Origin of the sequence: Alteromonas sp. CNT1-28, from assembly GCF_022348345.1 — a bacterium.
GTDB lineage: Bacteria > Pseudomonadota > Gammaproteobacteria > Enterobacterales > Alteromonadaceae > Alteromonas > Alteromonas macleodii.
Map to the genome: position 1 here is coordinate 47,758 of NZ_JAKREZ010000015.1, position 24,238 is coordinate 71,995.

The following is a 24,238-nucleotide window of genomic DNA, read 5'->3' on the forward strand; positions in this document are numbered from 1 at the left end:
GCGTTGACCTTTTAAACTTACGTGAAATATACGCAGATGAAAGTTTTCACCCTCATCAATTAGTATAATAAATGTACTAACCGATTAATAAAGCACGTTAATTTCATATCCCGTTGACGTATCCGCTGGCTCAACAGTAACTATGTAGTTTTCTTCCTCTGTAAATCCAAACAGCGCGGTTCTATCAAGCAGCACCTGCTCCTCGTTGTCATCTTCGTATACGGCAATCACTTCATAGTAGTCTGACGGCAGCACTTCACTGGTACTTTCAGCAAATTCAAGATTCTGTATATCGTACTCAGCAGTATCAATGGTTTCGTCATTTCTTACCAAGTAGAAGTCTACGTCATCAAAGTCGCTAACTAAGTTGATGAAGTTTACTGTCTTGTCGTAGGCCTGAGGCAAACCACTTTCTACAAAGGTTGCTGCGCCTAATTTATTGTTGGTGTTGTAGATAAGAATAGCCTTACTCTCACCCTGATTAAGCGTAATTAGCTTGTTGCTCAGTGACGTCACTGTACCTGATGGGTCGGTTACGGTAACGCGATAATCGCCATAGCGGATAGTACTAAATTCAGACAACTCGCCCGCCGCGAGTGTAAAACTAACGTCCTCTTCATCAGTATTTCCACCAAAGGTAACCTGAAGCTCTGCATCTAGATTCGTAGAATTGTAAATACGATATTGTGAATCTGCTTCTACATCTGTAAGCGCCGTTACTGATGAAGAGTTAAGAATAGTGTCTACAACTAGTCCTTCTTGAATGGCGCCACTGACATCGCGCAGCGTCATCAGATACTCAGTTTCGTATACAAAATCGATGGTTTGTGATTCAAATACAACATCGTCACTTCCTGGCTCGGTCAAATAAATCGTGTACTCGCCCTCGTCGAAGTATTCACTGTCATCATCTGCATCCCAGAAGTCAAATTCAATCATGTCACCCGTTGTGGCCGTGCCAAGGAAGTTAGCTGCTTCAAACGGGTCGCCAGACTCACTCATGTAGAAATCATAAGAAGATTCATCTACTGCTACCGATAAAGCGAATAGGCGGAAGTGATCTTCCAATGTTTCGCGCTGATAAGAATAGGTGTTAAAAACGGGGTTACTAAAGTCACCACTCATCACAACAATGGTCTTATAACCGGTTTTTAAGTTAACGGTAATTTCGTCAATAAAAACTTCTTGGTCGTCTGAATCAGTTCGAATGAACTCGAGTTCTAATTCCCCATCTTCCATAGAGTACATTGACGTAGTGTCACCAAATTGAGCAGAGCCAAAGCTATCGCCATCAACTTCACGCATTTCTACATTGGCACCGTTAGGCGAAGCGTTGTAAAACTGAATGTAAGCATACGAATAATCTGAGCTACTGCTGCCTGAGCCACCACAAGCGGTAAGCCCAAGCAGTGCAATAAGCCCAATTGCCACTGCTTGGAACCATGTTCCACGAAGCAAAGATTGAGAGGTCAATTGCATAAATTGAATGTCCTTTGAAGTTATTCTTGGTTGGATAAAGCCTGCGTTAAAGCAAATAGGCACATGTAAAGAGTGCTGATCTTGGCACGCACAATACAGCGATATGGCTATGTGAATAGGGCTTAGTTCGCAGCTTTACGTCAACTTTGCAAAGCTGACCTTTCTTTATGGAAACTTGACATTCAAGCTTCGAAAAATACTGATAGAGGGCATTGGTGTTCGAACAAACGAAAGCAAACCGCGGACAAAACTGAAACAAAAAAAGCCTGCATAAGCAGGCTTTCACTGTACTTTAGAACAACGGGTTATTTACTCATACGAGTATGATAGCGTTACACCGCTGTATGAAGAGTAAGCGCGAATACCAATGTGCCATGTGCCTGACGCAGGCGCATCGAATGTACATACTTCGCTGTTGCCATTTTGATAAGGACGACAATCATAGCTATTCGTTTCTGGCTGTGAGCCAAACTTCACGTATAGATCGGCATCGCCTGAACCACCAGAGGTACGAATAGTCATCTGCGTTACACCTTCAGGAATCGTCCAAGTGTAGCGGTCCCAGTTTCTGCGCGTACCTGAAAGGCCGGTTAGCTGACCTGATACTGGTTCTACGCCAGGCTCAGAGCCGCCACCGCCACCAGTACCGCCACCGGCACAACCGTTGGTATTAAGGTAGTTGTAGGCGTCAGCAAGCTGCATTAAACCATAACCGTAGAAGTTATCACGACCCGCACTGCCTTTATCTTCTGCCGTTGCATTAAGTGCACTACGAATTTGGTTGTTTGAACACTGCGGGAAGTAACTCCATACTAGTGCTGCACCACCAGCTACGTGTGGCGTTGCCATAGATGTACCGCTGAGTGAAGCGTAGGTATTTGTTGGATAGGTAGACTGTACTGCACTACCTGGCGCGGCAATTTCAACCTGATCGTTATATTGGCTGTAGCTTGCACGGTTTTCGTTTGAGTCTACTGCCGCAACTGACATTACTGCATCATATGACGCTGGGTAAGACTTCGCACTGTTACCATCGTTTCCTGCCGCCGCAACTAACAGCATGCCTGCATCTGTGAAGCTCTGCATTGCATTTCGCTCGGTAGTTGACGAACTGCCGCCACCTAAGCTCATGTTAACAACGTTCGAGCCGGCATCCTGACATTGGGTGATAGCATCGATAAGGTCAGATGCGTAAGTCCATTGGCCATTGTCGTTAAAGATTTTAACGATATGCATATCCACGCCAGGATACACACCAACTACACCTTCGTTATTATCGTATGCTGCAATGGTGCCCGCTACGTGGGTACCGTGACCGTTACCATCGTTATACCAGTTACCTACAGCACTATTGTTTGCCTGACCTGTAACGCCATCGTTTGTTCCAGGCAAATCTGGGTGACCCAGGTTGTAACCTGTATCGATGATACATACTTTGCGAGCCGTAGTATCTGACTGTGCAAATTGATTAGCCTGAACCATGGTGTAGCCGTAAGGCGTGGTCTGCGCCATAGGCTTACGACGAACGTCCACTTCAATGCTTTCTACATTTGGATTTTTACGAAGCTTGTTCAGCGCAGACTTACTCATTGTAGCTGCTACCATTTTATGCTTCTTAAGCTCTTTCTTAATTGCACCACCTGCTTTTCTTACTTCTGATTTAGCAGACGCGATATCGAAAGGCTTTTTACCTTTTACTTTGGCACTTGAGATTTGACCTTTACCTTTTAATGCACTCACTTCAACCGTTTCACTGGTCATCTCATCTTTGAACTTGATGATGTAACGCTCTTGGTCAGTGGTGACAAGACGATCGACAGTCAATCGCTTACCTAGTGCTTGTTTTAGGGTTTGAGGCTTTTCTTTAACTTTTACCAGACCTTCGCCTGCTGCCATTGCAGAATTACCCATTAAGCCAAGTGATACAGCTAGAGCAGCTGCTGTTAGACATGTGTGTTTCTTATTTAATTTTGAGTTCAAAATTTATTTCCTGTTTTATCTGTCTTATTAACTTCAACACTGTTTTATTCCGTGCTTTGGAAGCTATTTGTTATTAAATGACATACAGGTATAACCATTACCTCATACGAAAAGCTCATCCATGACAACCGACGCAACTGCGTTGCAACGACCTACCCGTTTGTCAGGTATGCAAATAAACGGTATTACCAATTATTTACAGAGCTCATATTAGGCGGCGAATCAGGCTGTTGAGTATGTTGCCTTAACCCTGGTGAGCATTTTAATACCTTTAAAAATGCACAAAAAAACAACACAACTTATGAAGAGCGCGCCAAATGTGTATTACGAGCAGATTCATGGTAGGAATAAAAAACTATAATTAACATTAATTTCACAAATTCAAATGTAACAAAATATTAAACTCTTTATAAGTTTTACTTAAATATAAAAAAAGCGTGTACCCAAAGGTACACGCTTTTTTAAAAACCAATTGAAAACTCATTAGAGGCTCAATTCTAGCAACTTAGTCTCATAAACTGCGCTGTCTTACGATCTCGTATAAGCACACGCCGGTTGCTACCGACACGTTTAAACTTGTCACACTGCCAGCCATAGGAAGCTTCACTAACTCATCGCACGTTTCTTTGGTAAGCCTACGCATGCCCTTACCTTCAGCCCCCATTACTAATGCAGTTGGGCCTTTCAGGTCTACATCATAAAGGGTCTTATCGGTTTCACCGGCTGTGCCAACAATCCAAAGGCCTTTATCTTGAAGGTGCTTCAAGGTTCTGGCCAGGTTCGTGATTTGAATAAGTGGAACCACTTCAGCTGCACCACAGGCCACCTTTCTTACTGTGCCGTTTAAGCTTGCTGATTTATCTTTCGGTACTACTACCGCGTGCACCCCTGCTCCATCTGCAGTACGCAGGCACGCACCTAGATTATGCGGGTCGGTAACACCGTCTAGTACCAAAATTAAAGGCTGCGTTTCGCTTTCTAAAATTTTGTCTAAGTCAGCTTCATCTAGCACGCGGGCTGGTTTTGCTCTTGCTACCACGCCTTGGTGTTGCTCACCGCTTACTTTGTCATCTAGCGCTTTGCGCTGACAAAACTGAACGGAAATACCGAAACGACGGGCTTGGTTAACAATGTTGGTTAGGCGCTCGTCATTGCGACCTTTTAACACTAACACTTCCATTACACGCTCGGGTTCTTTTTCAAGTACCGACTGCATGGCATGTAAACCGTATAACCATTCTTGCTGCGCCATTTAACGCTTACCTCTTTTATTCAATGACAGTGTTTTGCCGCTACTACCGCCTTTGGCGCTGCCGCGACTTGACGATTTTCCACCGCTACGACTAGACGAGCTTGATCCGCCTTTGCCTTTGTTCCCTTTTTTATCAGAACGCGAGCCTTTATCAGAGCGTGATTTGTTATCAAAACGAGTAGGTTTATCTGAAGCCTTTTTCGCAGACCTCACTTTTACCTTCTTACCCTTAGTGCCGCGCAGCATAGACTTATCGAGTAATAAATCAATCTTTCTTTCATCAAGGTTGACCGCTGCTACGGTTACTTGAACCGTATCACCCAACCTGAACTGGCGATGGCCCGACTCACCAACCAGCGCTTGTTTTACGTCGTCATAGTGATAATAGTCATCATCTAGCGATGTAATGTGTACTAGGCCGTCGATGTGGTATTCGGTAAGGCGTATAAATAAACCAAAGTTAGTGACCGAGCTGACCACACCTTCAAAGGTGTCGCCGACGTGGTCGAGCATAAACTCGCACTTAAGCCAGTCAGCCACGTCACGGGTGGCATCATCGGCGCGGCGCTCTGTCATTGAACACTGCTCGCCTAGCTGTTCAATTTCTTCAACGGTGTAGTTTTTCGCGCCACTGACTGCTTTTTTGCCCTGCTGTTTAGCAATAATGCCTTTTAGCGCACGGTGCACGACCAAGTCTGGGTAGCGACGGATAGGTGACGTGAAGTGCGCGTAAGCTTCTAGCGCCAACCCAAAGTGACCTACGTTGTCACCGTCGTAAACCGCTTGCTTCATTGAGCGCAGCAGCATGGTTTGAATTAGTTCTTCGTCAACTCGACCGCGGGTTTTAAGCACTACATCGGTAAATGCGGCAGGCTCCGCGTCTTCAACAATGCCATGCGGGATGCCGATTTCACTTAAGTAGCTGGTAAAAGCGGTAAGTCTGTCGGCATCTGGCTTATCGTGTACTCGGTATAGCGCAGGCGCCTCATGCTTTTCAAGCATAAGAGCCGCACTTACGTTTGCCATGATCATGCACTCTTCAATAAGCTTGTGCGCGTCGTTACGCACCAGCGGCACAATATTTTCAATCTTGCGCTGGGCGTTGAAAACAAACTTCACTTCTTGGGTTTCAAATTCAATCGCCCCGCGCTTGGCACGGGCTTTTTTGAGCGCACGGTACAAGTCGTGAAGATTACGTAAATGAGGTACATGAGGCTCGTAACGCTGATGAAGCTCTTTGTCGCCCTGAAGAATATTCCACACTTTGGTGTAGGTTAAACGGGCGTGTGAGTTCATGACTGCTTCGTAAAACTGGAATTCTTCCAGTTTACCATTTGCACTGATGGTCATTTCACACACCATACATAGGCGGTCGACTTCAGGGTTTAATGAACACAAGCCGTTTGACAGCACTTCCGGTAGCATAGGAATTACTTGGTCAGGGAAGTAAACCGAGTTACCGCGCTGCTGCGCTTCATCATCAAGGGCTGAGCCTGTTCTTACATAATGACTTACATCAGCAATGGCTACCCACAGCTGCCAGCCACCATCGTCTAGCGGTTCACAATATACTGCGTCATCGAAGTCGCGGGCGTCTTCACCATCGATGGTGACCAGCGGAAGCTGGCGTAAATCGATGCGACCTTCTTTGGCTTCATCGGGCACCTGATCGGTAAGCTTTTCCACTTGCTTGGTTACGCCATTTGGCCATTGGTGCGGAATATCAAACGTGCGAAGTGCCATTTCTATTTCCATACCTGGCGCCATATGTTCACCAAGTACTTCAACAATTTTGCCCACCGGACTCATTTTACGGCGTGGACGCTGGGTAAGCTCTACCACAACCACCTGCCCCATTCGAGCACCGTGTGTGCTCTCTGGTGGAATAACAATTTCGTGCTGCAACCGGCTGTCATCTGGCACAACCATGCCAAAACCTTGCTCAACAAAGTAGCGGCCAACAATGGGCTCGCTGCGTGGCTCAATGACTTGCGTAACAAACGCTTCTTTTCTTCCACGGCGATCGGTTCCGCTAATGCGCGCTTCTACCACATCGTCGTGAAGGAACAGGTTCATTTGCCCAGCACTGATAAATAAATCACCGCTTTTATCTTCAGGACGCAAAAAGCCGTAGCCATCACGGTGACCAATAATTCTGCCTTTAATGAGTTCATCACGGTTTTGGAGAATGTATTTTTTCTGCTTGGTAAATTGCACCTGACCTTCGCGCTCCATGGCACGTAGTCGGCGCTGAATTCCAATTCGCGCTTCTTCGTCGAAGGCGTTCACCAAGTTACAGATATCAAGAAACGACAACGGCTTGTCGTGCTCTTTTAATAAACTCATTAAATATTCGCGGCTGGCTACCGGATTTTCGTACTTCTCTTTCTCGCGCTGATAATGCGGATCATCACTCATGTATTTTAAATTTACCTTTCGTATTTTGTTCAACGTGTTTTCGTTTGTGGCTTAGTTCTTCAAAGCCCTGTAGAAAACATAAATATGATTGTTTAGACACACAAACCATTTTTGGTTCATGTGGTTATTTGCTGCACAGTATAACAGTATTTGCAGTAAAACATTGACTGTTATTATGGATTCTCAGCCTGACATCTGTATGTCACAAACACTCAGTATAAAAATGGGTTTTCGTTTTTGTTGCATGAGCGTTCAACAAAACAATACATCATCGGATACCTTACAAACCTTATAAAGAGCAGGCATATGGATAGAAGATCGTTTATAAAGCTGTCGTCACTCGCAGGCGCGAGCGTAGCAGTGTCTACAGGGCTAGCAGGCTGTACCGTTAGCACTTCAGCAAACAGCCAACCGCAAACCAACGCAACCTTTACCCATGGTGTGGCGAGTGGAGACCCATTAAAAGACGCCGTGATTATTTGGACGCGCGCCGTGCCCACTGCAAATTTGGGCTCAGGTACGGGCTCAAAGTCAGCTTTAGCCAAGGCCGATATTTTATGGGAAATGGCAAGCGATGCGGATTTTGCCAATGTGATAAGTAGCGGTATTGTTGAAGCCAAAGCAATCCATGATTTCACAGTAAAAGTGGACGTAGCAGGTCTAAGTCCAGCTCGTCGTTATTTTTACCGCTTCAAAAGCGCTAATAATACAAGTCCTGTGGGAGAAACCCGTACGCTACCTGAAGTCGATGTTTCTAACGTCACGTTCGGCATATTTTCTTGTTCCAACTACCCCGCTGGCTTTTTCACACCCTACATGGAAGCAGCGAAAGACGACAACATTGACTATGTATTACACCTTGGTGACTACATTTATGAGTACGATGGCGAAGGTTACGCAACTGAGCACGCCAAGGAAATTGGCAGGACCTATGCGCCTGATAACGACACCGAGCTTTACACTCTCACTGACTATCGCAACCGCTATGCGCTGTATCGTACGGATGAAGGCTTGCTGTCGTTACATCAAAATAAGCCGTTTATTGTTGTATGGGACGATCATGAAATTACTAACGACACCTATAAAGACGGCGCTGAGAATCACCAAGCGGATGAAGGAGATTTTTATGCACGCCGTGCAGCGGCCGTACAAGCTTATTATGAGTGGCTACCCATTCGCCCACCTTTTGGCACCGAGCGCTTAGAAATTTATCGTCAGTTTACCTTTGGTAAACTTCTTGACTTATATATGCTCGACACCCGCGTTCTTGCCCGCGACAAACAGCTTGAATACGCCAACTATCGCGATGCTGAAACTAAAGCGTTTGACCAAGCACGCTTTATGAAAGACATCGGCAACCCGAACCGCGGTTTACTCGGTGAAACTCAACGCAACTGGCTCCATTCGTCTATGCAGCAAAGCCAGACTAAATGGCAGGTGTTAGGGCAACAGCTATTAATAGGCCGCATGCTTTTCCCTGTATCGATTTTTAACGGCGTTGAACGCAAAGCAATACCTGATCATGTACATAGGCTCGCGAATATCAAACGCAAACAAAAGCAAGGTGGTGCACTTAGTGAGCAAGAGCTTGCGCTTATCAATACTGTAATGCCTTACAACTTAGACGCATGGGACGGCTACCCTATTGAACGGGAACAGGTGCTGACGCAGCTTAAGTCCATCGGCAAGCCAGTTATTGCCCTTGCAGGTGATACACATAATGCTTGGCACAACAAATTAACCCTTAAAGATGGTACAGAGGTAGGGGTTGAACTTGCCACACCAGGCGTGACGTCACCCGGTATGGAACATTACCTAAGCATGGGGGATGAAAAAGCTAAAACCCTTGCAGACGACCTACCGCTTCTTATAGAAGATTTGCAGTACTGTAACCTCCACCAGCGCGGGTTCATGACTTTAACCGTTAGCCAAGATAGCGCAAAAGCCACTTGGCACTATGTGGATGCAATTTTAACCAAGGCTGGAAAGGTGGTTAACACGCATAGCTTTGAGATAAACGCTTGATAAAGGCTATTTATTAAGACGGAATAAGCCGCATGCTTGCGGCTTTACTTTATGAAGTCATTTTTTAATTAAATAAGTAAACGCGCTTAATTGAATGCAGCGCGTTTACTCCTTGCCAACCTTAAAACTCGTAATAAACACGCACACCAGCAATGCGTGGCATCCCGCGTACGAAGGTAGGAATACCCAATCCACCGCCCGTATTCCCAGCATCAATCAAGAATTCTTTATCAAACAGGTTGTTCACGTAAAACTCATAGGCAAACTCGCTGTTGTCTTGAAGCAGCTTCACCGATACATCAGTCAGTGAGTAAGTATCTTGAGAAAGACCAGGGTAATTGCTGCTTTCAAAAAACACTTCTGACTGGAAGCTGGTAAGCCAGTTAACATCAATGTCAAAACTGTCCATATTGAATACTTTGTTGATGTTTATCGCGCCGCTAACTTCTGGCGCTAAGCGGAACTTATTGCCACCGTATTGGAACTCAGATCCATCAGCAATATTGTCTGCAAATTCAGCATCAAGGAAACCAAGGCTTGCTGTTAGCGTCAGCGTCTCGCTGTAGTTATAGGTCGCCATGCCTTCAATACCCGACATGGTCGAGTCGCCTACCGTTACAGTAATAGACTGTAAGGTTTCTGCGTCGGTAAAGCTTTGCTGATAATCGCTGTATTCGTAGGTGAAAATGGCACCTGAGAACAGGAAGTTCGCGCTTTGGTATTTAATACCTAAATCGTAACTGTCTACTATTTCAGGTTTAGTCACATTAACGCCACCTGCGTTAGCATCCACAACTGGTGAACGTCGTCCCCTAGCGTAGTTCGCGTATACGTTCCAGTTGTTATTAACATCATAGCTTACGGCAAAGCGCGGCAGGGTATCATCAAAGTCGCGCTCGGCATCGAACGTAAATGCACCGTCTGCAGTAGTATAAGTATTACGGGTATAACGTGTTTCGTCGATATAGCGCACGCCAGCAGTAATGTTGATGTCGTCGGTAACAAAATACGACACCTCAGCAACATAAGACGCTATATCAAGTTCAGCTTCAAATATAAACGGCCCTTGTATCAGAATAGGCGGCAGTGCAGGGTTAGAAATAGGAGAGCCATCTTCATTAAACAGTTGCGACACTAACATCGCACGCAGTGCTTCTATTTCTTCTAACGATGCGCCGGTAGCGATATTCTGATTTAGTGGAATATTCGAACTAGCCTCTAACTGTGCTTTTACTGCATCAAACGTTCCGCGTATAAAGGGGTCTACCATTACATAGTAAGGCAAAATCGATTCGTCTTGAGTAATGGATGCGCCAACAAAAGCTGCCAGCTTGTCTCCAGAATCAAATACCAAACGCATTGATGCGCCTTGAAGCGTAGCGTCGTTATCAAAATAAGCATCTTGAATACGCAACGCTGAACCATCAGCATCAAAACCTTCGCTTACTTCTACATCTTTATAGTAGGCATCGGCATGTAGGCTAAGCATTTGGTTGAAATCGTAGTTTACGGTTAAATCATAAGCTTGAAGCGTTCGTTCAATGCCTAGCTCACTGCCTAAACTAAATTCGGCATCAGTAAAAGGGCTAGTATCTCCGCCATTGTGGGCGATAGAGCCTGATTTGAAGGCAATGCCCGGCTGGTCGTTATACTCCATGGCTGCGCGCGCAATGATTTCAAGCTGATCGTAATTCGCTCTCCATGTTGCGCGTAGAGCTTGTACTGAAACACCCTGAAGATCTTCGCTGTTGCACGGCACTTCTTCACCAAGATGGTTGTACATATTTGCATTACCGTAATAGGAATCAGCACTACAGGCATTGTTTTCTACAATGCCGTCCATTTCGCGATAAAGACCTGCTATACGAAAACTGTGGTTATCGTTAATAGGCTGGTTATACATGAATTCAACTTCTTGGCCTTGCTCTGAGTTATAGCCAACCTGTACCTTGCCTTCTTGTTCGAAGGTGGGAAGATTAGAATGAATACTCACCGCACCATTGGCTGCCGCCACACCAAACAAGGTTGGCTGGGGGCCTTTTAAAACCTCTACGCGCGCAATATCAAAAAGCGCGACGCTGGCTACCGTCTTTTTACTGATATCAAAGCCATCTTGATATACAGAGATGCGAGGCGTTGCCGACACCGAAGATACGTCGTCAGTCACGCCTCGAATATTAAAGGACGGTAAGCTTACAGCCTGCTCTTGAATTTGAACGTTAGGTAAAATACGAGAAAGCTCATCAAGTTCCATGATATTGGTGCGCTCTAAGAACTCGCTACCTATTACATCCATAGTAACAGGCACATCCATAACGGACTGCTCACGCATTTGTGCGGTTACCGTAATCTCTTCTATATAGTTATGTTCGTTTTCTGTGTCGGGCGCTACTTCTTGTGCAATTGCGGCGCTTGATAGTGCAAATGCAATTGTTGTGGCAAGCAGAGAGCGTGGATAAACCGTTCGAGGGTACAGAGGACGCATCAAGTCATTCCTTTTGTGTGCTTATTGGGTGTTTTATGTATTTTTTAAACATTTCGCCGATAGATTGGCGACATTGCCTAGTGTTTAGAAATATCAAAGCCCAAAAATGTAGAATGCTTTTGAGACGGTTCGATGAACTATCCGTGACATGTCGGAGGCAATTTTATGACAAGTATTCTGTGCCCCGCTATAAAACCAAACAGAACTCAATTCTGTACAACAAAGTTGTGCAACCTCTATGCACAAAAGAACAATGTCAGTACAATATTTAAGTAGGATAGAAAGAACTTTTAAATAAAAAGCGAAACGGAGACTGCAATGAAAAAATTAATGATGGCTACTGCTATTGGCGCCGCGACCTTATTAAGTGCATGTAGTGCAGAGCACGGCACCACTCAGTGTACTACTGCGCCGGAAGCTGAATGGCAAAACCAAGATGCGTTTCAGGCTCAGCTGTTAGCGCAAGGCTACAAAATCAACGAATTTAAAGTGACAGGCGGTAACTGCTACGAAATCTACGGCTTCGATAAAGAAGAGAACAAAGTAGAGATTTACTTTAACCCTGTTGATGGCAGCATTGTTAAAAAAGAAATGCACTAAATTCTGTTTAGCAAACGGTTCATCGAACGCTTGCTTTAAAACTTGATAAAAACGCTGCAAACTATTGCAGCGTTTTTGTTTTACCCTGAGAAAGTCACGTAATGCACAAAGCTAAAGACACGGGTTCAGATATTTATGTTTGGGATTGGGTAGTGCGCGTATGCCACTGGGGCATTGTTGCAAGTTTTATCACCAACTACTTTATTGTAGAGCCAGGCCGGCTTTTTCATGAAATCGCGGGCTATGTGGGCGTAGCGCTTATATCTATACGCGTTGCTTGGGGCTTATATTCAGCTAATCCCAACAAAAAGGGCTCCACAGCTTACGCTAGCTTCTCCACTATTTCGCTAAGCAAACAGGCCTTTAGAGAACATCTTCAGCACTTAAAGCATAAACAAATCCCACGTACTCATGGCCACAATCCTTTTGGCTGGCTTATGGTGATGGCAGTTATTGCCCTTTTGCTTGGGTTAGGTATTACCGGTTTTATGATGGAAGAAATAGACACACTGTTTGGGAATAGCACGCTGGAATGGATACACAGTATTATGGCTGATGTATTGTACGGCTGTGTGTTGGTGCATATTGCTGCCGTGTTTGCTGTACAACGTATGGGTAATATTCAGTTAGTTCGCCCTATGCTTACTGGCTGGCGTAAGCGTTAAGCCTACGTAAAGACATAGATGTGCTACGGACATAAATACGCTTTTGCCGAAGCTGGCTTGTTGTGCTTGCCAGCCTTTCTGCCCTTAAGTTTTTAGTTGCCTGCAGGTGTTCGTTATCACCTCGCCGCTTGTAGCTTTTAACTATCCAAAGGCCGCTTTGCCTCTCGCACGGCTTTCGGGTGCATTAATTTTTCTAAGCGAGCGAGGTAAGACGCAATTTGCTGATGCTGCTTTTTATCGTTGGTCACCGAGTTATAAAGCCAGTGGTATGCGTCTTCATAATCGTAAGGACTGCCATAACCGTCCAAAAATAACTCAACCAAGTGAATTTGCGCTTTTAGGTTTTTAAGCGCAGCGGCTTCTCGTAAATACACTACGGCGCGAGATTTATCCTGCTGCACAAGCGTGCCCTTTGCATAGTAACGCCCCAATTGCTCTAGTGCTGCTGGCAAACCTTGATTCGCGGCATCTTCCATGTAGCCAATACCACGGGCAGGTTCAGCGTCTACGCACACGCCCCACGCCAGCATATCTCCCCATAAAAACTGGTAGGCCGGTACTTTCAACACGTTTGCACGCGCTTCAATGTCTTGTACTAATTGGCATCGATCAGCCACTACTTTATCTAAATGCGTATTAGCATTAATCATATCGATTAAGGCATCTTGGCTGTAAAGCTGAACTGCGCGAAGCTCTTCAATCGTTTCCCCTTCAAGAGCATGAGCGGAAAAACCCGTGACAGTCGCGCAGATAAATAAGGCTGTGTGTAGAATACGTTTCATAGCAAAAGAGTATGTGTTGATTACAATGTCTTAGTTAAGGTATCGACTAATTATAGATTATCTTAACCAAGACATGCTTTTCTTTACGAATGGACACATGAGCGTCTGCGGCCAGCTAATATCTGCTTTCAACTTTATGCTGACCACCTGCACTTAACCGTACGCCAGCATCTTGCTTTTAGTGGCTACTTTTTCGTGGACACATGGCCGATTGGATATGACGGGCGTGATCGGCTAGGTCAATACCTAAATCAGTTAGGTAACCACCGTCTGGCTGGGTGATTAGGCCTTTGGAGTATAGCCTGGATGCTGCGTTCACCATGCTTTGGCTGGCATCGTGATGAATTTTTAAACCTTGAAGTAGGCTGTCTGTTGGAAACTTCAGTAACAAATTTAATTCGTCTAACATGTCCTGATCGAATGCACTCATGTAACCACCTTAGGCAAAAGGGTTAGTAGGGATTTAGCACGCTGACCACTGTAAAACACCTCAGCAAAGCACTATTAGCCCTAGATTTGTTAATATTTTTAACGCTTTCTTATATCACACCCAAATGGCACCTCTGTAAAGCGTAATTTATCTGTAAAACGTTTAATCGTGTAAACACAGCGCTTACTGATCGGACTTTGGCGCTAAATAGTATATTCTTGCCATAAATTGAGTTTGTGGATGCACCTGCACTGATGAAGTACAAAGATTTACGCGACTTTATTCGCCAGCTAGAAGCTAAAGGTGAATTGGTACGCATTACCCAGCCCATTGATACCGACCTTGAAATGACAGAAATTGCCGACAGGACGTTGCGTGCCGGCGGCCCTGCACTGTTATTTGAAAACCCTAAAAATCACGACATGCCCGTATTGGCAAATTTGTTTGGTACACCAGAGCGCGTAGCTATGGGCATGGGTCAAGAGTCTGTTGAAGCACTGCGTGAAGTAGGCAAGCTACTGGCTTATTTGAAAGAGCCAGAGCCGCCTAAAGGGCTGAAAGATCTTTGGGAGAAGCTGCCAGTATTTAAGCAGGTGCTAAATATGCCTGCCAAAATCCTTAAAAAAGCCCCTTGTCAGGAAGTGGTGCTTACCGGTGACGACGTAGACTTATCAAAAATTCCGGTACAGCGCTGCTGGCCGGGTGACGCTGCGCCTTTGGTAACATGGGGTTTGAGTGTTACTAAAGGGCCGCATAAGAAGCGTCAGAATCTGGGCATTTACCGTCAGCAGGTTATCGGCAAAAACAAACTTATTATGCGTTGGTTGTCACACCGTGGCGGCGCCCTTGATTTTCGTGAGTGGTGTCAAACACACCCGGGCGAACCCTACCCGGTATCTGTGGCCCTTGGCGCAGATCCCGCTACCATTTTAGGTGCAGTTACCCCTGTACCAGATACCCTTTCCGAGTATGCTTTTGCGGGGCTACTGCGTGGTGACAAAACTGAAGTAGTTAAGTCTATTAGTAACGACCTACAGGTACCTGCCAGTGCCGAGATTGTACTCGAGGGCTATATTGCTCAGGATGAAACTGCGGCTGAGGGCCCTTATGGCGATCACACCGGTTACTACAATGAAGTCGACGACTTCCCTGTATTTACCGTTACTCATATAACCCATCGTAAAGATCCTATCTATCATTCGACCTATACAGGCCGTCCACCAGATGAGCCAGCTATTTTAGGTGTTGCGCTAAACGAAGTGTTTGTGCCTATTTTGCAAAAGCAGTTCCCTGAAATTGTTGATTTCTACTTGCCTCCAGAAGGGTGCTCTTATCGTATGGCAGTGGTAACGATGAAGAAACAGTATCCTGGGCATGCGAAACGGGTGATGATGGGTGTGTGGTCGTTCTTGCGCCAGTTCATGTACACCAAATTTGTGATAGTGTGCGATGACGACATCAACGCGCGTGACTGGAACGATGTTATTTGGGCCATCACCACCCGTATGGACCCAGCCCGCGACACGGTAATGATAGAAAATACGCCTATCGACTACTTGGACTTTGCGTCCCCCGTTTCAGGGCTAGGTTCTAAAATGGGCATGGACGCCACCAATAAAATGCCGGGCGAGACCGACCGAGAATGGGGCGTACCTATTGTGATGGACGAAGACGTTAAAAAACGCGTTGATGATATTTGGGACAGTCTTGGTATTATGTAACGACTATTTTTAGCGCTATTTATTTTGTATTGAAGCATGCGCTTTTCTTAAGCGCATGAAAAGGCGACACGCTAAGCAAGAAGGTTAGAAGAGAATACATGTCAGAAATTAAGTGTAAGGTTGCAAGCATCACGCCTTTAACCGAAGTGGTTCAAAAAGTTGAATTAACGCCAGAAAACCCTGTTGAGTTTAAGGCGGGTCAGTACGCCATGGTGGTAATGGGCGAAAAAGATATGCGTCCATTTTCTATTGCCAATGCCGCATTTGATAATAGCCGCATTGAATTACACATTGGCGCAGAGCCTGGCAACAGCTACGCTGGTGAAGTGCTAGAGCGCATGCGTGCGGATGGCGAAATTACCGTAAACGTAGGTAATGGCAATGCCTTTTTGCAAAGCAATGGCCTGCCTATGGTACTTATTGCAGGTGGTACGGGCTTCTCGTATACGTATTCAATTCTGCAAGAGCACCTTAATAGCGGCGACAAGACGCCAGTTACACTCTATTGGGGTGGTAAGCATGCGGCTGACTTGTATTTGGCCGACAAGCTAACTGAGCTCGCTGAAGCTAACGACCACTTCACTTTTGTGCCGGTTGTCGAGTTTGCTTGCGACGAGTGGAAAGGCAGAACGGGCTGGGTACACCATGCGGTAATGGCTGACCACGCTGACTTTGCCAATATTCAGGTTTACGTTGCAGGTCGTTTTGAAATGGCAAAAGTTGTACGCGATGATTTTACACAACGCGGTTTAAAAGTTGAGAACCTGTTTGGCGACGCGTTTGCGTTTATTTAAGCGTGCAAGGTAAGTAGTAGCAAAAGATGCTCATGTCGTGAGCATTAAATCTACCTCTAGCCCATCATGTTGACCATACAAAACTATATATGGTCAACATGGCATTTCACACACTAACCCTATCTTCTTACATAAATTAAATCTGATAAGCGCCGTCTATTTTCATTTCTAAAAAATTGCTAACATCAACACTCAACCAACGAATCAAATAGTAAAACAGAAGGAATTGGAAGCATTGGTAGGGTAACCAGTTTGATTTCGGCACTCCGCGCTGCTTGGACATGCGTCAGCCTACTATTATGTCTTTCAGAAAAATATATGAAGTACAACAAACAACTGCTAATAACAGGCTTAGCGGCCGCTATTGCCGGATGTGGCGGTGGTAGCTCTTCACAACCTCCTACTAACGACAATGGAAGTACACCGCCTACTTCAAACTATGAGCATGTAGTTAGTGCAAGTTACTTTAGTTCATGCGGTGAGATAATACCTCAAACTGAAGCTATGGTTGCTCGCCATGACAACAGCGGTGCAGTAGCTGCTGTCTATGAAGCTGATGATGACGGAAATATCGCTATCGATTACTCCGGTGTAGCAACGTATACGATGCTAAGTGTAGGTTATTGGGGAGAAACTGCCTATCCTCGCGTTCATACCTACGTAGACATTACCGCCGATAAAATCAAAAACACACGCATTATCGCTGAAGGCTTCGCCAATGAAGACTCGTGCGAATGTAACAACGTAACATTCGATATTAGTCAAGTTCCTGTTGCCTCGCCTATGGCCAGCGTCGTTGTCTCTACCACAACATCGTCTAATATTTTCGATGTCAATGACACAGACTGGTTGGCTGAAGCTAATGTTTGTCGACCCATTGGCGGAGAGTGGCCAGACATTGCTCTCACGCTAACCAGTGCACAGGAATACCCTGCTGAAACCTATTACACTGCTGTTCTTAGTGATTACAGTTTCGATGAAACATATGTAGTAAGTAATGCAGAGCTTGTCAGAAAAGTACCTTTTTCGCTGCTCAATAATAACGTCAACAGTGACTCAAGTCTGCGCGTTTCACTACGCGGCCGAAAAGATGGCTGGATGCATTATGCTGATAATGTGCAGGTTTGGGATGTTGCAGAACTTTCACCTTCAGTTCCTATCTTTGACACCCCTGAAACGTATATCGATGCTTACAATTTCGAGTTCGACAGCTTCAGCTCCGAAGGCACAGATGTTCAAGTATCCATTTATACGGGCGCTCAGGTAACACTTCCATCCACCCACACTGAATCATTAGACTTAGCATTGATGTCTTACGACTTATTTTCCCAACAAGTTTTAACATTCTTTAATGATGAAAGTTATGACCTGTCTTCAGTGGGAGCGGACTCTGTAACCGTTACCTTGTCTGGGAATGATTCTTCTGGTGATCGTCTCTATTACTTCCAACTAACCACACCAAGTCAGGGTTCTCTTGCTATTTTAGATAACTTAGACATAGAGGGTGTCGACTTTCCCCTATCGGCAAACTTTAACTTCGATGAAGAGCCAGCGTCGGGTTATATAGGATTGGAAGCTTATGATGTGCAAAGCACGAATGATTATCTTGAGTCGCTTAAAAATGATGATGTTACCGCCTACGGTATGGTTTACTTCGACTTTTAAATAGGCTTAGATCTTTTAAATTGTAAATGTATATCGGCACGGAGTGTTACGTGCCGATATATTGTATTCCTCTTAAATAAAGTTAATTACATCGATATTCATTGTCCATTTTCGACGCATTCAGTATGGTCTTTGCAGAACATGGAGAAAATAATGAATAAATCACAGCCCTGTTATCTTACGAACCTAGTATTAAGAAAAATTGCCCCCGCAATTGCACTAACACTATCTACTACAGCCTTTGCTGATACCGAGCAGCAGCAAGCACTTTATGATATTGCCAAAAATGTTTCCGCTGAAAACATTGAAAAAGACATTACCAAGTTGGTGAACTTTGGTACACGCCATACTCTCTCTGAAACCGAGTCTGATACCCGCGGTATAGGCGCTGCGCGTCGCTGGATTAAATCTGAATTTGATAAAATTTCAGCCGAGTGTGGTGGCTGCTTAGAGGTGTACTACCAGTCGGAAGTCATCAGCGGTGAAAAGCGTATTCCCGACCCAGTAGAAGTGGTTAGTGTTATTGCTATTCAACGCGGTAGTACTGATCCGGACCGCTATGTGATTATGTCTGGCGACATTGATTCACGGGTGTCTGATGTGATGGATTTCACCTCTGATTCACCAGGTGCAAACGACAACGCCTCTGGTGTTGCCGGTACCCTTGAAGCCGCGCGAGTACTATCCAAATACAAGTTTAACGGCAGTATCGTGTATGCTGCTTTATCTGGCGAAGAGCAAGGGCTTTTCGGCGGGCGTATTATGGCAAACCAAGCCAAGAAAGACGGCTGGCGAATTAAAGCCGTGCTCAATAATGACATGATTGGCAATATCGAAGGGGTAAACGGTGTTATTAACAACACCACCGCTCGCTTGTTTGCTGAAGGCACTCGTGTAACAGAAACGGAAAAAGAAGCGAGCATGCGACGTTTCACCGGAGGTGAAGTAGACTCGCCAAGCCGAAACCTTGCCCGCTATATCGATAAAATTGCCGATCAGTATATTGAGAACTTAGACACTATGGTGATTTATCGCTTGGACCGCTTTGGTCGTGGCGGCCACCACCGCCCGTTTAACGACTTGGGCTACCCGGGTATTCGTATTATGGAAACTAACGAAAACTACACACGCCAGCATCAAGATCTTCGCGTAGAAGACGGTATTGCCTATGGTGATACCTTGGATGGCGTCGACTTTGATTACGCTGCAAAACTTACTGGCCTTAATGCTGTTTCTCTTGCTGCTATGGCGTGGGCACCGAACCCACCTGCAAATGTAGAAATTGCCGGTGCAGTTCAACCTTCAACATTTTTAAAGTGGGACGCACTAGACGCTGAAGAGAACCCTCAGCTTAAAGGGTATAAAGTATATTGGCGTCATACTGATGCTCCGCAATGGGAATACAGTAAGTATGTGGGTAACGTTACCGAGGCCATGCTTGAGAATGTCGTTATCGACAACTACTTTTTTGGGGTTGCCAGCGTTAACAAGGACGGTGTTGAAAGCGTAGTCGTTTATCCAGGTCCTGCGGGAAGCTTTGGAGAATAAGCGTTTAAATTGAACGTTTACGTTGGGCGCCTATATTGGGCATGCTTATCCCCATCCAATTACGCACCCAATTATGCATGCAATCGAGTTCGTGACGTTAAGCTGGTAATGAAACCGGCTTATCGTCGCGAATGACTTTACTTAATAAAAGCTAATATAAACGTGGACACTACACTCAATATATTGATGTCGCTTACATTTTGTTAATTTAAGCCAGTACGTGTTTATTGGAATTAAGCGACTAACTGAATTACAGTGTAGTAAATGTATGACGGCAGTTCGGAGTTCACCTTTGGTAAGATTAAGCGCGTTCTCGCTCTCTATTTTCACTCAACGTCTTTCTTTATTAGGCATAAGCCTAGCCCTTTGTTGTTTAAATGTTTCGCAATTACATGCCGCCCCTACCAAATTAGGTGCAGCTTCCTTCGAGACCTACATAAGCGACGATGGGGAGCCTGCTCGAGTTAACACACTGCTCGAAAAGGTGTTTCAGAAGGCAGAGTTGGATATCCAACTTCAGGTTATGCGACAAGCTTTTTTGGGCAGTTCTGTACTGACAGGTAAGCTAGACGGTGAATTTGCCTACGTTAATTTGGGTGAGGATAGCAGCAACTATATACTATCCGATATCTACTTACCCATTTACCTTTACGCGGTAAGCAAAGAGGCGGACGTTGAGGCAGTAAAGCTATTCCCTCATTTAAAAGACAATAGGGTCGCTATTGAAAATCGCTTTGCGAATACGCCCTCATTCAGACTGCTGAAAGATATAAAGTGGTCACGCAACCCCACTACGTTTGATGCATTTCGACAACTTGCCGACGATAGAGCGCCTTACTTAATTACCACCCAGCTGCTTGCGCGAGAGCTAAACATATTGCTGGCTAACGATAATGAAGAAACCCTGCACTTTTCAGCAAAACCTTTAGCAAAAACCGGATTTCAAATAGCTATCAGCAAAAATGTTGCTAACGCTGAAAGGATTGTTGCGCAATTCAATCAAGCTGTGTCGACAATGCAGAATTCGGGGGAATTGAATCAGCCACTTGATTTAGCTTGGCTCACCAAAGATGTGAATGGCGATGGCGTTGCCGACTTTATCGGGCACAGCAACATAACTACCACGTCAGACTTGTTAAACACCGCCTATTCCCTTGACGGTAAACCTACATCTGAAGCTAGCGCGTTTTATATTGACGGGGATAGATATGCATCGCTTGAGGAAGCGCGTGCTGCCCTTCCTGATAAAGAAAGTTCGTCGCCTCGCGAGTCGCTGTTAGATAAAACCACCTACCAGCTATTACTTCGCCGCTGGTAGATGAATTTTGACTTCAGTGAACTTTGAAAGCAATGAGCGTTGAAAGGCATTAAATTAGGTAGAGAAGCACGAAGTCGACTACGCGACTTCTACACTACAAAGCATACCTGTCGTTGCTTAAACTAAACGACCTATTCAAAGATATGCGTCAGCTTTGTTAACGCTCTATCTTCGCGCTCTATCCTCGTAATACTGCTGATCAAAGGTTGCAAAAAAGACTGGGAGTCATCTGCGTTAGTGTGTCGTTTCTGGCAAGTACATTTCCAAAATTGTCAGCAATTCTTCGCCATCTACCGGTTTTGACACATAGTTATTAAAGCCAGCTTTAAGAGCTTTAACGCGATCAGAGGTATAGGCATAAGCAGTAAGCGCCACAGCGTTGAGCTTTGCAATCTCTGGGATTTCGCTTGCCCTCATTTTCAATACTAGGCCTAACCCGTCCATTTCCGGCATGCCAATATCCGACAGTAATAGATCGAAAGCTTCGGGCATATCGTTTAGCTCTTTCCATGCGAGTAGCCCGTTTTTAACTACGTTGACCCGGGCACCGTTAGACTCTAAAAACAGCTTTATAAAGTCACGGGCGTCTTGCTCGTCTTCTGCTACCAAAATTCGTAAACCGCTTAGACGCAAAGACTCGGTCAAATCACTGATTTCACTATTCTTGGTTTCGATAATGTCATCGTGCAAACTAAGAGGAGCAATAGGCAAAGACACAAAGAACGTAGTCCCGGAATTTGGCCCATCACTTTCGGCACGAATTTCCCCGCCGTGCATTTCAACCAAGCTCTTTACAATAGATAAACCCAGCCCCAAGCCGAGTTTGTTATGAGAGTCTTTACCTTGGTAAAAGCGTTCAAAAACCCGTGCTATCTGATCTTGGGTCATTCCTTTACCGTTGTCTTTTACACGAAACAAGTAATTTGAATGTTCTCTTCGCCCCCGCACATGTACGGTTCCGCCTTTTGCTGTAAATTTAAGAGCGTTACTGAGCAGATTGTTTATCACCTGCTTAATACGCAAATTATCACCCAGAATTTGAGTATGTTCGTCTTCGCAATTGATTGAAAGTTGAATATTTTTACTGGCAAAGCCCGCTTCGAATGATTTAGCGACTTCAAATATAGACCCAGCGATATTTAATGAATGCGTACTCAATTTCATAGTGCCGGAGATAATGCGCGACAAATCTAAAATGTCATTTATTAAGGCAGCCTGTGTAGACGCAGCGCGTTTGATAACGCCTAATGCGTCAGACATTCTATCGACATTCGTCACATCCATCAGAGCTAAGTCGGTCCAACCTACAATAGAATTAAGGGGCGAACGAAGTTCATGGGAAATACTCGCCAAAAACTGATCTTTAGCTTTATCTAACTCTTCTAATTTACTAATTTGCTTGTCGAGCGACGCTTTCAGGCTTAGCGCGTAAGGTATAAATAGATGATCAAAACCTTCTATAATAAGCTGATCATCCTCGCTCCACTCTACCGACTCATCAGCAACACTTTGTAAGTACATATCAAAGGAATTACGAGGTGTTAGTACCTTACCAACATCTTTGTTCGCGGCTTCGCGGCCCGCCCATCGTATAGTTTTGTCTTTTTGCTCTCTAAACCAAACCGTGTAGTAACCAAGCTTGGCAGATACACAGGAAATATACATGCCGCGAATGCCATTAAGGTCACATTGTTCGGACACTTCTTCCGCCAGCTTGCTAATAGCAATTGACTCTTCAGAGTTTGGAATAACGAATTTGTCGAGAAGGCGAGTTAATGTTTGTTCAGAGGGCGTTTTACCTACTAAATATTTATCTACAGGGGTAATAACGGCCATACCACATGCATTGGCTACATCCAAAAGGCCTTTTTCTTTTTGGGTTATCGCCTCAAGCGGGTTAGCAAAGCCAGTAAGCTGATGAATAATAGTGTTTAGCTTACGTTGGCGAATTTGAAACTGTTCTTTCTTTTCATGCAAGGCTTTAGTGTGTAGCTGCCACGCATAGAGATGACCGAGGGATTCGCATACCAAACGCTTTTTTTGGTCGATATATTTAGGCTCGTTATTGTGACAAGCAAGTAACCCCCAAAGTTTACCTTCAAACACAAGGGACACGGAAAACGATGAACGTATGCCCATATTTTTAAGATAAGTGATATGAACCGGCGACACTGAACGAACCATAGACATGGATAAATCCATTGGCGGTCGCTCTGCTTCTTGCACAGTTGGTATTAAAGCAATAGGGGGTTGTTCTACGTCAAATACACAACGTACGCGATTTTTTAAGTACAGCGCCCGGGCTTGGCTAGGAATATCAGATGCGGGAAATTTCAAACCTTTGAAAGAGCGAGACCCTGGGAATTTTGCTTCGCCAATTACTTCTCCGCTATAGGTTTTATCGAACTGATAAACCATCACCGAATCAAACCCTATGTAGCGCTTAAATACGCCCGCAATGGCGTCTGCAACATCACTGATAGACTCGCACCCATCCACATCGGGAAGCAATGTGCGAATATTTACGTCCATCGGTACCCATTGTTGGGCGGCTTCATAACTAAGCTGAGGGGTAGGCTCTAGTTCAATAACGAGTAAGCCGTTTGAATCGAACGCGACACCACTGCCCTCTTTTTCCCAATTGTCTAAACAAAGTGCGTTTTCGGCAAATTTCCATTGATACGCTCGGCGTGTATTCCCGCCTTTAACGCTTTGATAGATACTTTGAAAGGTTGGTGCATCTTCGGAAGGCGTATCGATGAGCTCAGTAATAAGAGTTTCACCCGCAGTGATACTGACTTTAAATAGCTCATTGATGTTTTCACTAACCACCTGAATTTTTTTAGTTTCAGGGTCTACCGCTATAACGTAACCAAAGCTTTGAACACTTTCGATTAGGTGAATAGCTTCATCTTCGCAGTTTTGAAGCGTCTTTATCTTTTTATCTGTAACGTGCTGCATTGCCTTGGCCGAGAAATTTTGAAAGCGAACTTTCATGAGGGGAAATATTATTTTTGACACGATAACAACTTATCGTGAAGAAAGCATGCTATATCCAAAAGTCTAACGCATAAAA

At 44.9% G+C, this 24,238-nt stretch carries 16 protein-coding genes; 8 read left to right on the forward strand and 8 right to left on the reverse strand.

From position 1 onward, the window contains the following. Positions 1-84 precede the first annotated feature (84 nt). The 4 genes from MHN02_RS11045 to rnr all read right to left on the reverse strand — a co-directional run bounded on the left by MHN02_RS11045 (position 85) and on the right by rnr (position 7,129). On the reverse strand, positions 85-1,479 hold the full coding sequence (locus MHN02_RS11045) for a DUF4397 domain-containing protein (RefSeq protein WP_239246081.1): 1,395 nt from the start codon (positions 1,477-1,479) through the stop codon (positions 85-87). Positions 1,480-1,788: 309 nt separating this feature from the next. Then, on the reverse strand, positions 1,789-3,459 hold the full coding sequence (locus MHN02_RS11050; protein ID WP_039226695.1) for a S8 family serine peptidase: 1,671 nt from the start codon (positions 3,457-3,459) through the stop codon (positions 1,789-1,791). A gap of 511 nt (positions 3,460-3,970) precedes the next feature. Further along, entirely contained in the window at positions 3,971-4,711 is a 741-nt protein-coding gene (rlmB, locus tag MHN02_RS11055) for a 23S rRNA (guanosine(2251)-2'-O)-methyltransferase RlmB (RefSeq protein WP_239246084.1), read from the reverse strand. Next, positions 4,712-7,129 (reverse strand): ribonuclease R, encoded by a 2,418-nt coding sequence (rnr, locus tag MHN02_RS11060; protein WP_239246087.1) that lies wholly within the window; start codon positions 7,127-7,129, stop codon positions 4,712-4,714. Positions 7,130-7,435: 306 nt separating this feature from the next. On the opposite strand from rnr, the gene MHN02_RS11065 reads away from it, so the two are divergent. Continuing rightward, complete coding sequence (locus tag MHN02_RS11065) at positions 7,436-9,154, forward strand: alkaline phosphatase D family protein (protein WP_239246090.1); 1,719 nt, start codon at positions 7,436-7,438, stop codon at positions 9,152-9,154. 121 nt (positions 9,155-9,275) lie between these two features. On the opposite strand, the gene MHN02_RS11070 is transcribed toward MHN02_RS11065, so the two are convergent. Beyond that, entirely contained in the window at positions 9,276-11,639 is a 2,364-nt protein-coding gene (locus tag MHN02_RS11070) for a TonB-dependent receptor (protein WP_239246092.1), read from the reverse strand. Positions 11,640-11,957: 318 nt separating this feature from the next. Here MHN02_RS11070 and MHN02_RS11075 point away from each other — a divergent pair, with 318 nt between their 5' ends. Beyond that, positions 11,958-12,239, forward strand: a complete 282-nt coding sequence (locus tag MHN02_RS11075; RefSeq protein ID WP_014950922.1) for a PepSY domain-containing protein — start codon at positions 11,958-11,960, stop codon at positions 12,237-12,239. A gap of 101 nt (positions 12,240-12,340) precedes the next feature. Continuing rightward, positions 12,341-12,904: a cytochrome b/b6 domain-containing protein gene (locus MHN02_RS11080; RefSeq protein ID WP_239246094.1), complete on the forward strand. Its 564-nt coding sequence runs from the start codon at positions 12,341-12,343 to the stop codon at positions 12,902-12,904. A 137-nt stretch (positions 12,905-13,041) separates the two neighbouring features. Here the strand turns inward: MHN02_RS11080 and MHN02_RS11085 are convergent, their stop codons facing one another. Both MHN02_RS11085 and MHN02_RS11090 read right to left on the reverse strand, forming a co-directional pair. Continuing rightward, a complete protein-coding gene (locus tag MHN02_RS11085; RefSeq protein WP_014977534.1) occupies positions 13,042-13,686 on the reverse strand; it encodes a tetratricopeptide repeat protein in 645 nt (214 codons plus the stop codon). 178 nt (positions 13,687-13,864) lie between these two features. After that, positions 13,865-14,116 (reverse strand): TIGR02647 family protein, encoded by a 252-nt coding sequence (locus tag MHN02_RS11090; RefSeq protein ID WP_239246096.1) that lies wholly within the window; start codon positions 14,114-14,116, stop codon positions 13,865-13,867. Positions 14,117-14,370: 254 nt separating this feature from the next. Here MHN02_RS11090 and ubiD point away from each other — a divergent pair, with 254 nt between their 5' ends. The 5 genes from ubiD to MHN02_RS11115 all read left to right on the forward strand — a co-directional run bounded on the left by ubiD (position 14,371) and on the right by MHN02_RS11115 (position 21,162). After that, positions 14,371-15,837, forward strand: a complete 1,467-nt coding sequence (ubiD, locus tag MHN02_RS11095; RefSeq protein WP_239246098.1) for a 4-hydroxy-3-polyprenylbenzoate decarboxylase — start codon at positions 14,371-14,373, stop codon at positions 15,835-15,837. 98 nt (positions 15,838-15,935) lie between these two features. Next, positions 15,936-16,631 (forward strand): NAD(P)H-flavin reductase, encoded by a 696-nt coding sequence (gene fre / locus MHN02_RS11100; protein WP_239246100.1) that lies wholly within the window; start codon positions 15,936-15,938, stop codon positions 16,629-16,631. A gap of 318 nt (positions 16,632-16,949) precedes the next feature. Continuing rightward, positions 16,950-18,296: a hypothetical protein gene (locus tag MHN02_RS11105; RefSeq protein ID WP_061486652.1), complete on the forward strand. Its 1,347-nt coding sequence runs from the start codon at positions 16,950-16,952 to the stop codon at positions 18,294-18,296. Positions 18,297-18,449: 153 nt separating this feature from the next. After that, on the forward strand, positions 18,450-19,844 hold the full coding sequence (locus MHN02_RS11110) for a M28 family metallopeptidase (protein ID WP_061486653.1): 1,395 nt from the start codon (positions 18,450-18,452) through the stop codon (positions 19,842-19,844). Positions 19,845-20,136: 292 nt separating this feature from the next. Beyond that, the gene (locus MHN02_RS11115) at positions 20,137-21,162 is read left to right on the forward strand and encodes a transporter substrate-binding domain-containing protein (RefSeq protein ID WP_239246102.1); all 1,026 of its coding nucleotides are present in this window, start codon (positions 20,137-20,139) and stop codon (positions 21,160-21,162) included. Positions 21,163-21,396: 234 nt separating this feature from the next. Here the strand turns inward: MHN02_RS11115 and MHN02_RS11120 are convergent, their stop codons facing one another. Next, positions 21,397-24,123 carry an ATP-binding protein gene (locus MHN02_RS11120; protein ID WP_171337404.1) on the reverse strand — a complete coding sequence of 909 codons (2,727 nt, stop codon included), beginning with the start codon at positions 24,121-24,123 and terminating at the stop codon, positions 21,397-21,399. Between the last annotated feature and the right edge of the window lie 115 nt (positions 24,124-24,238).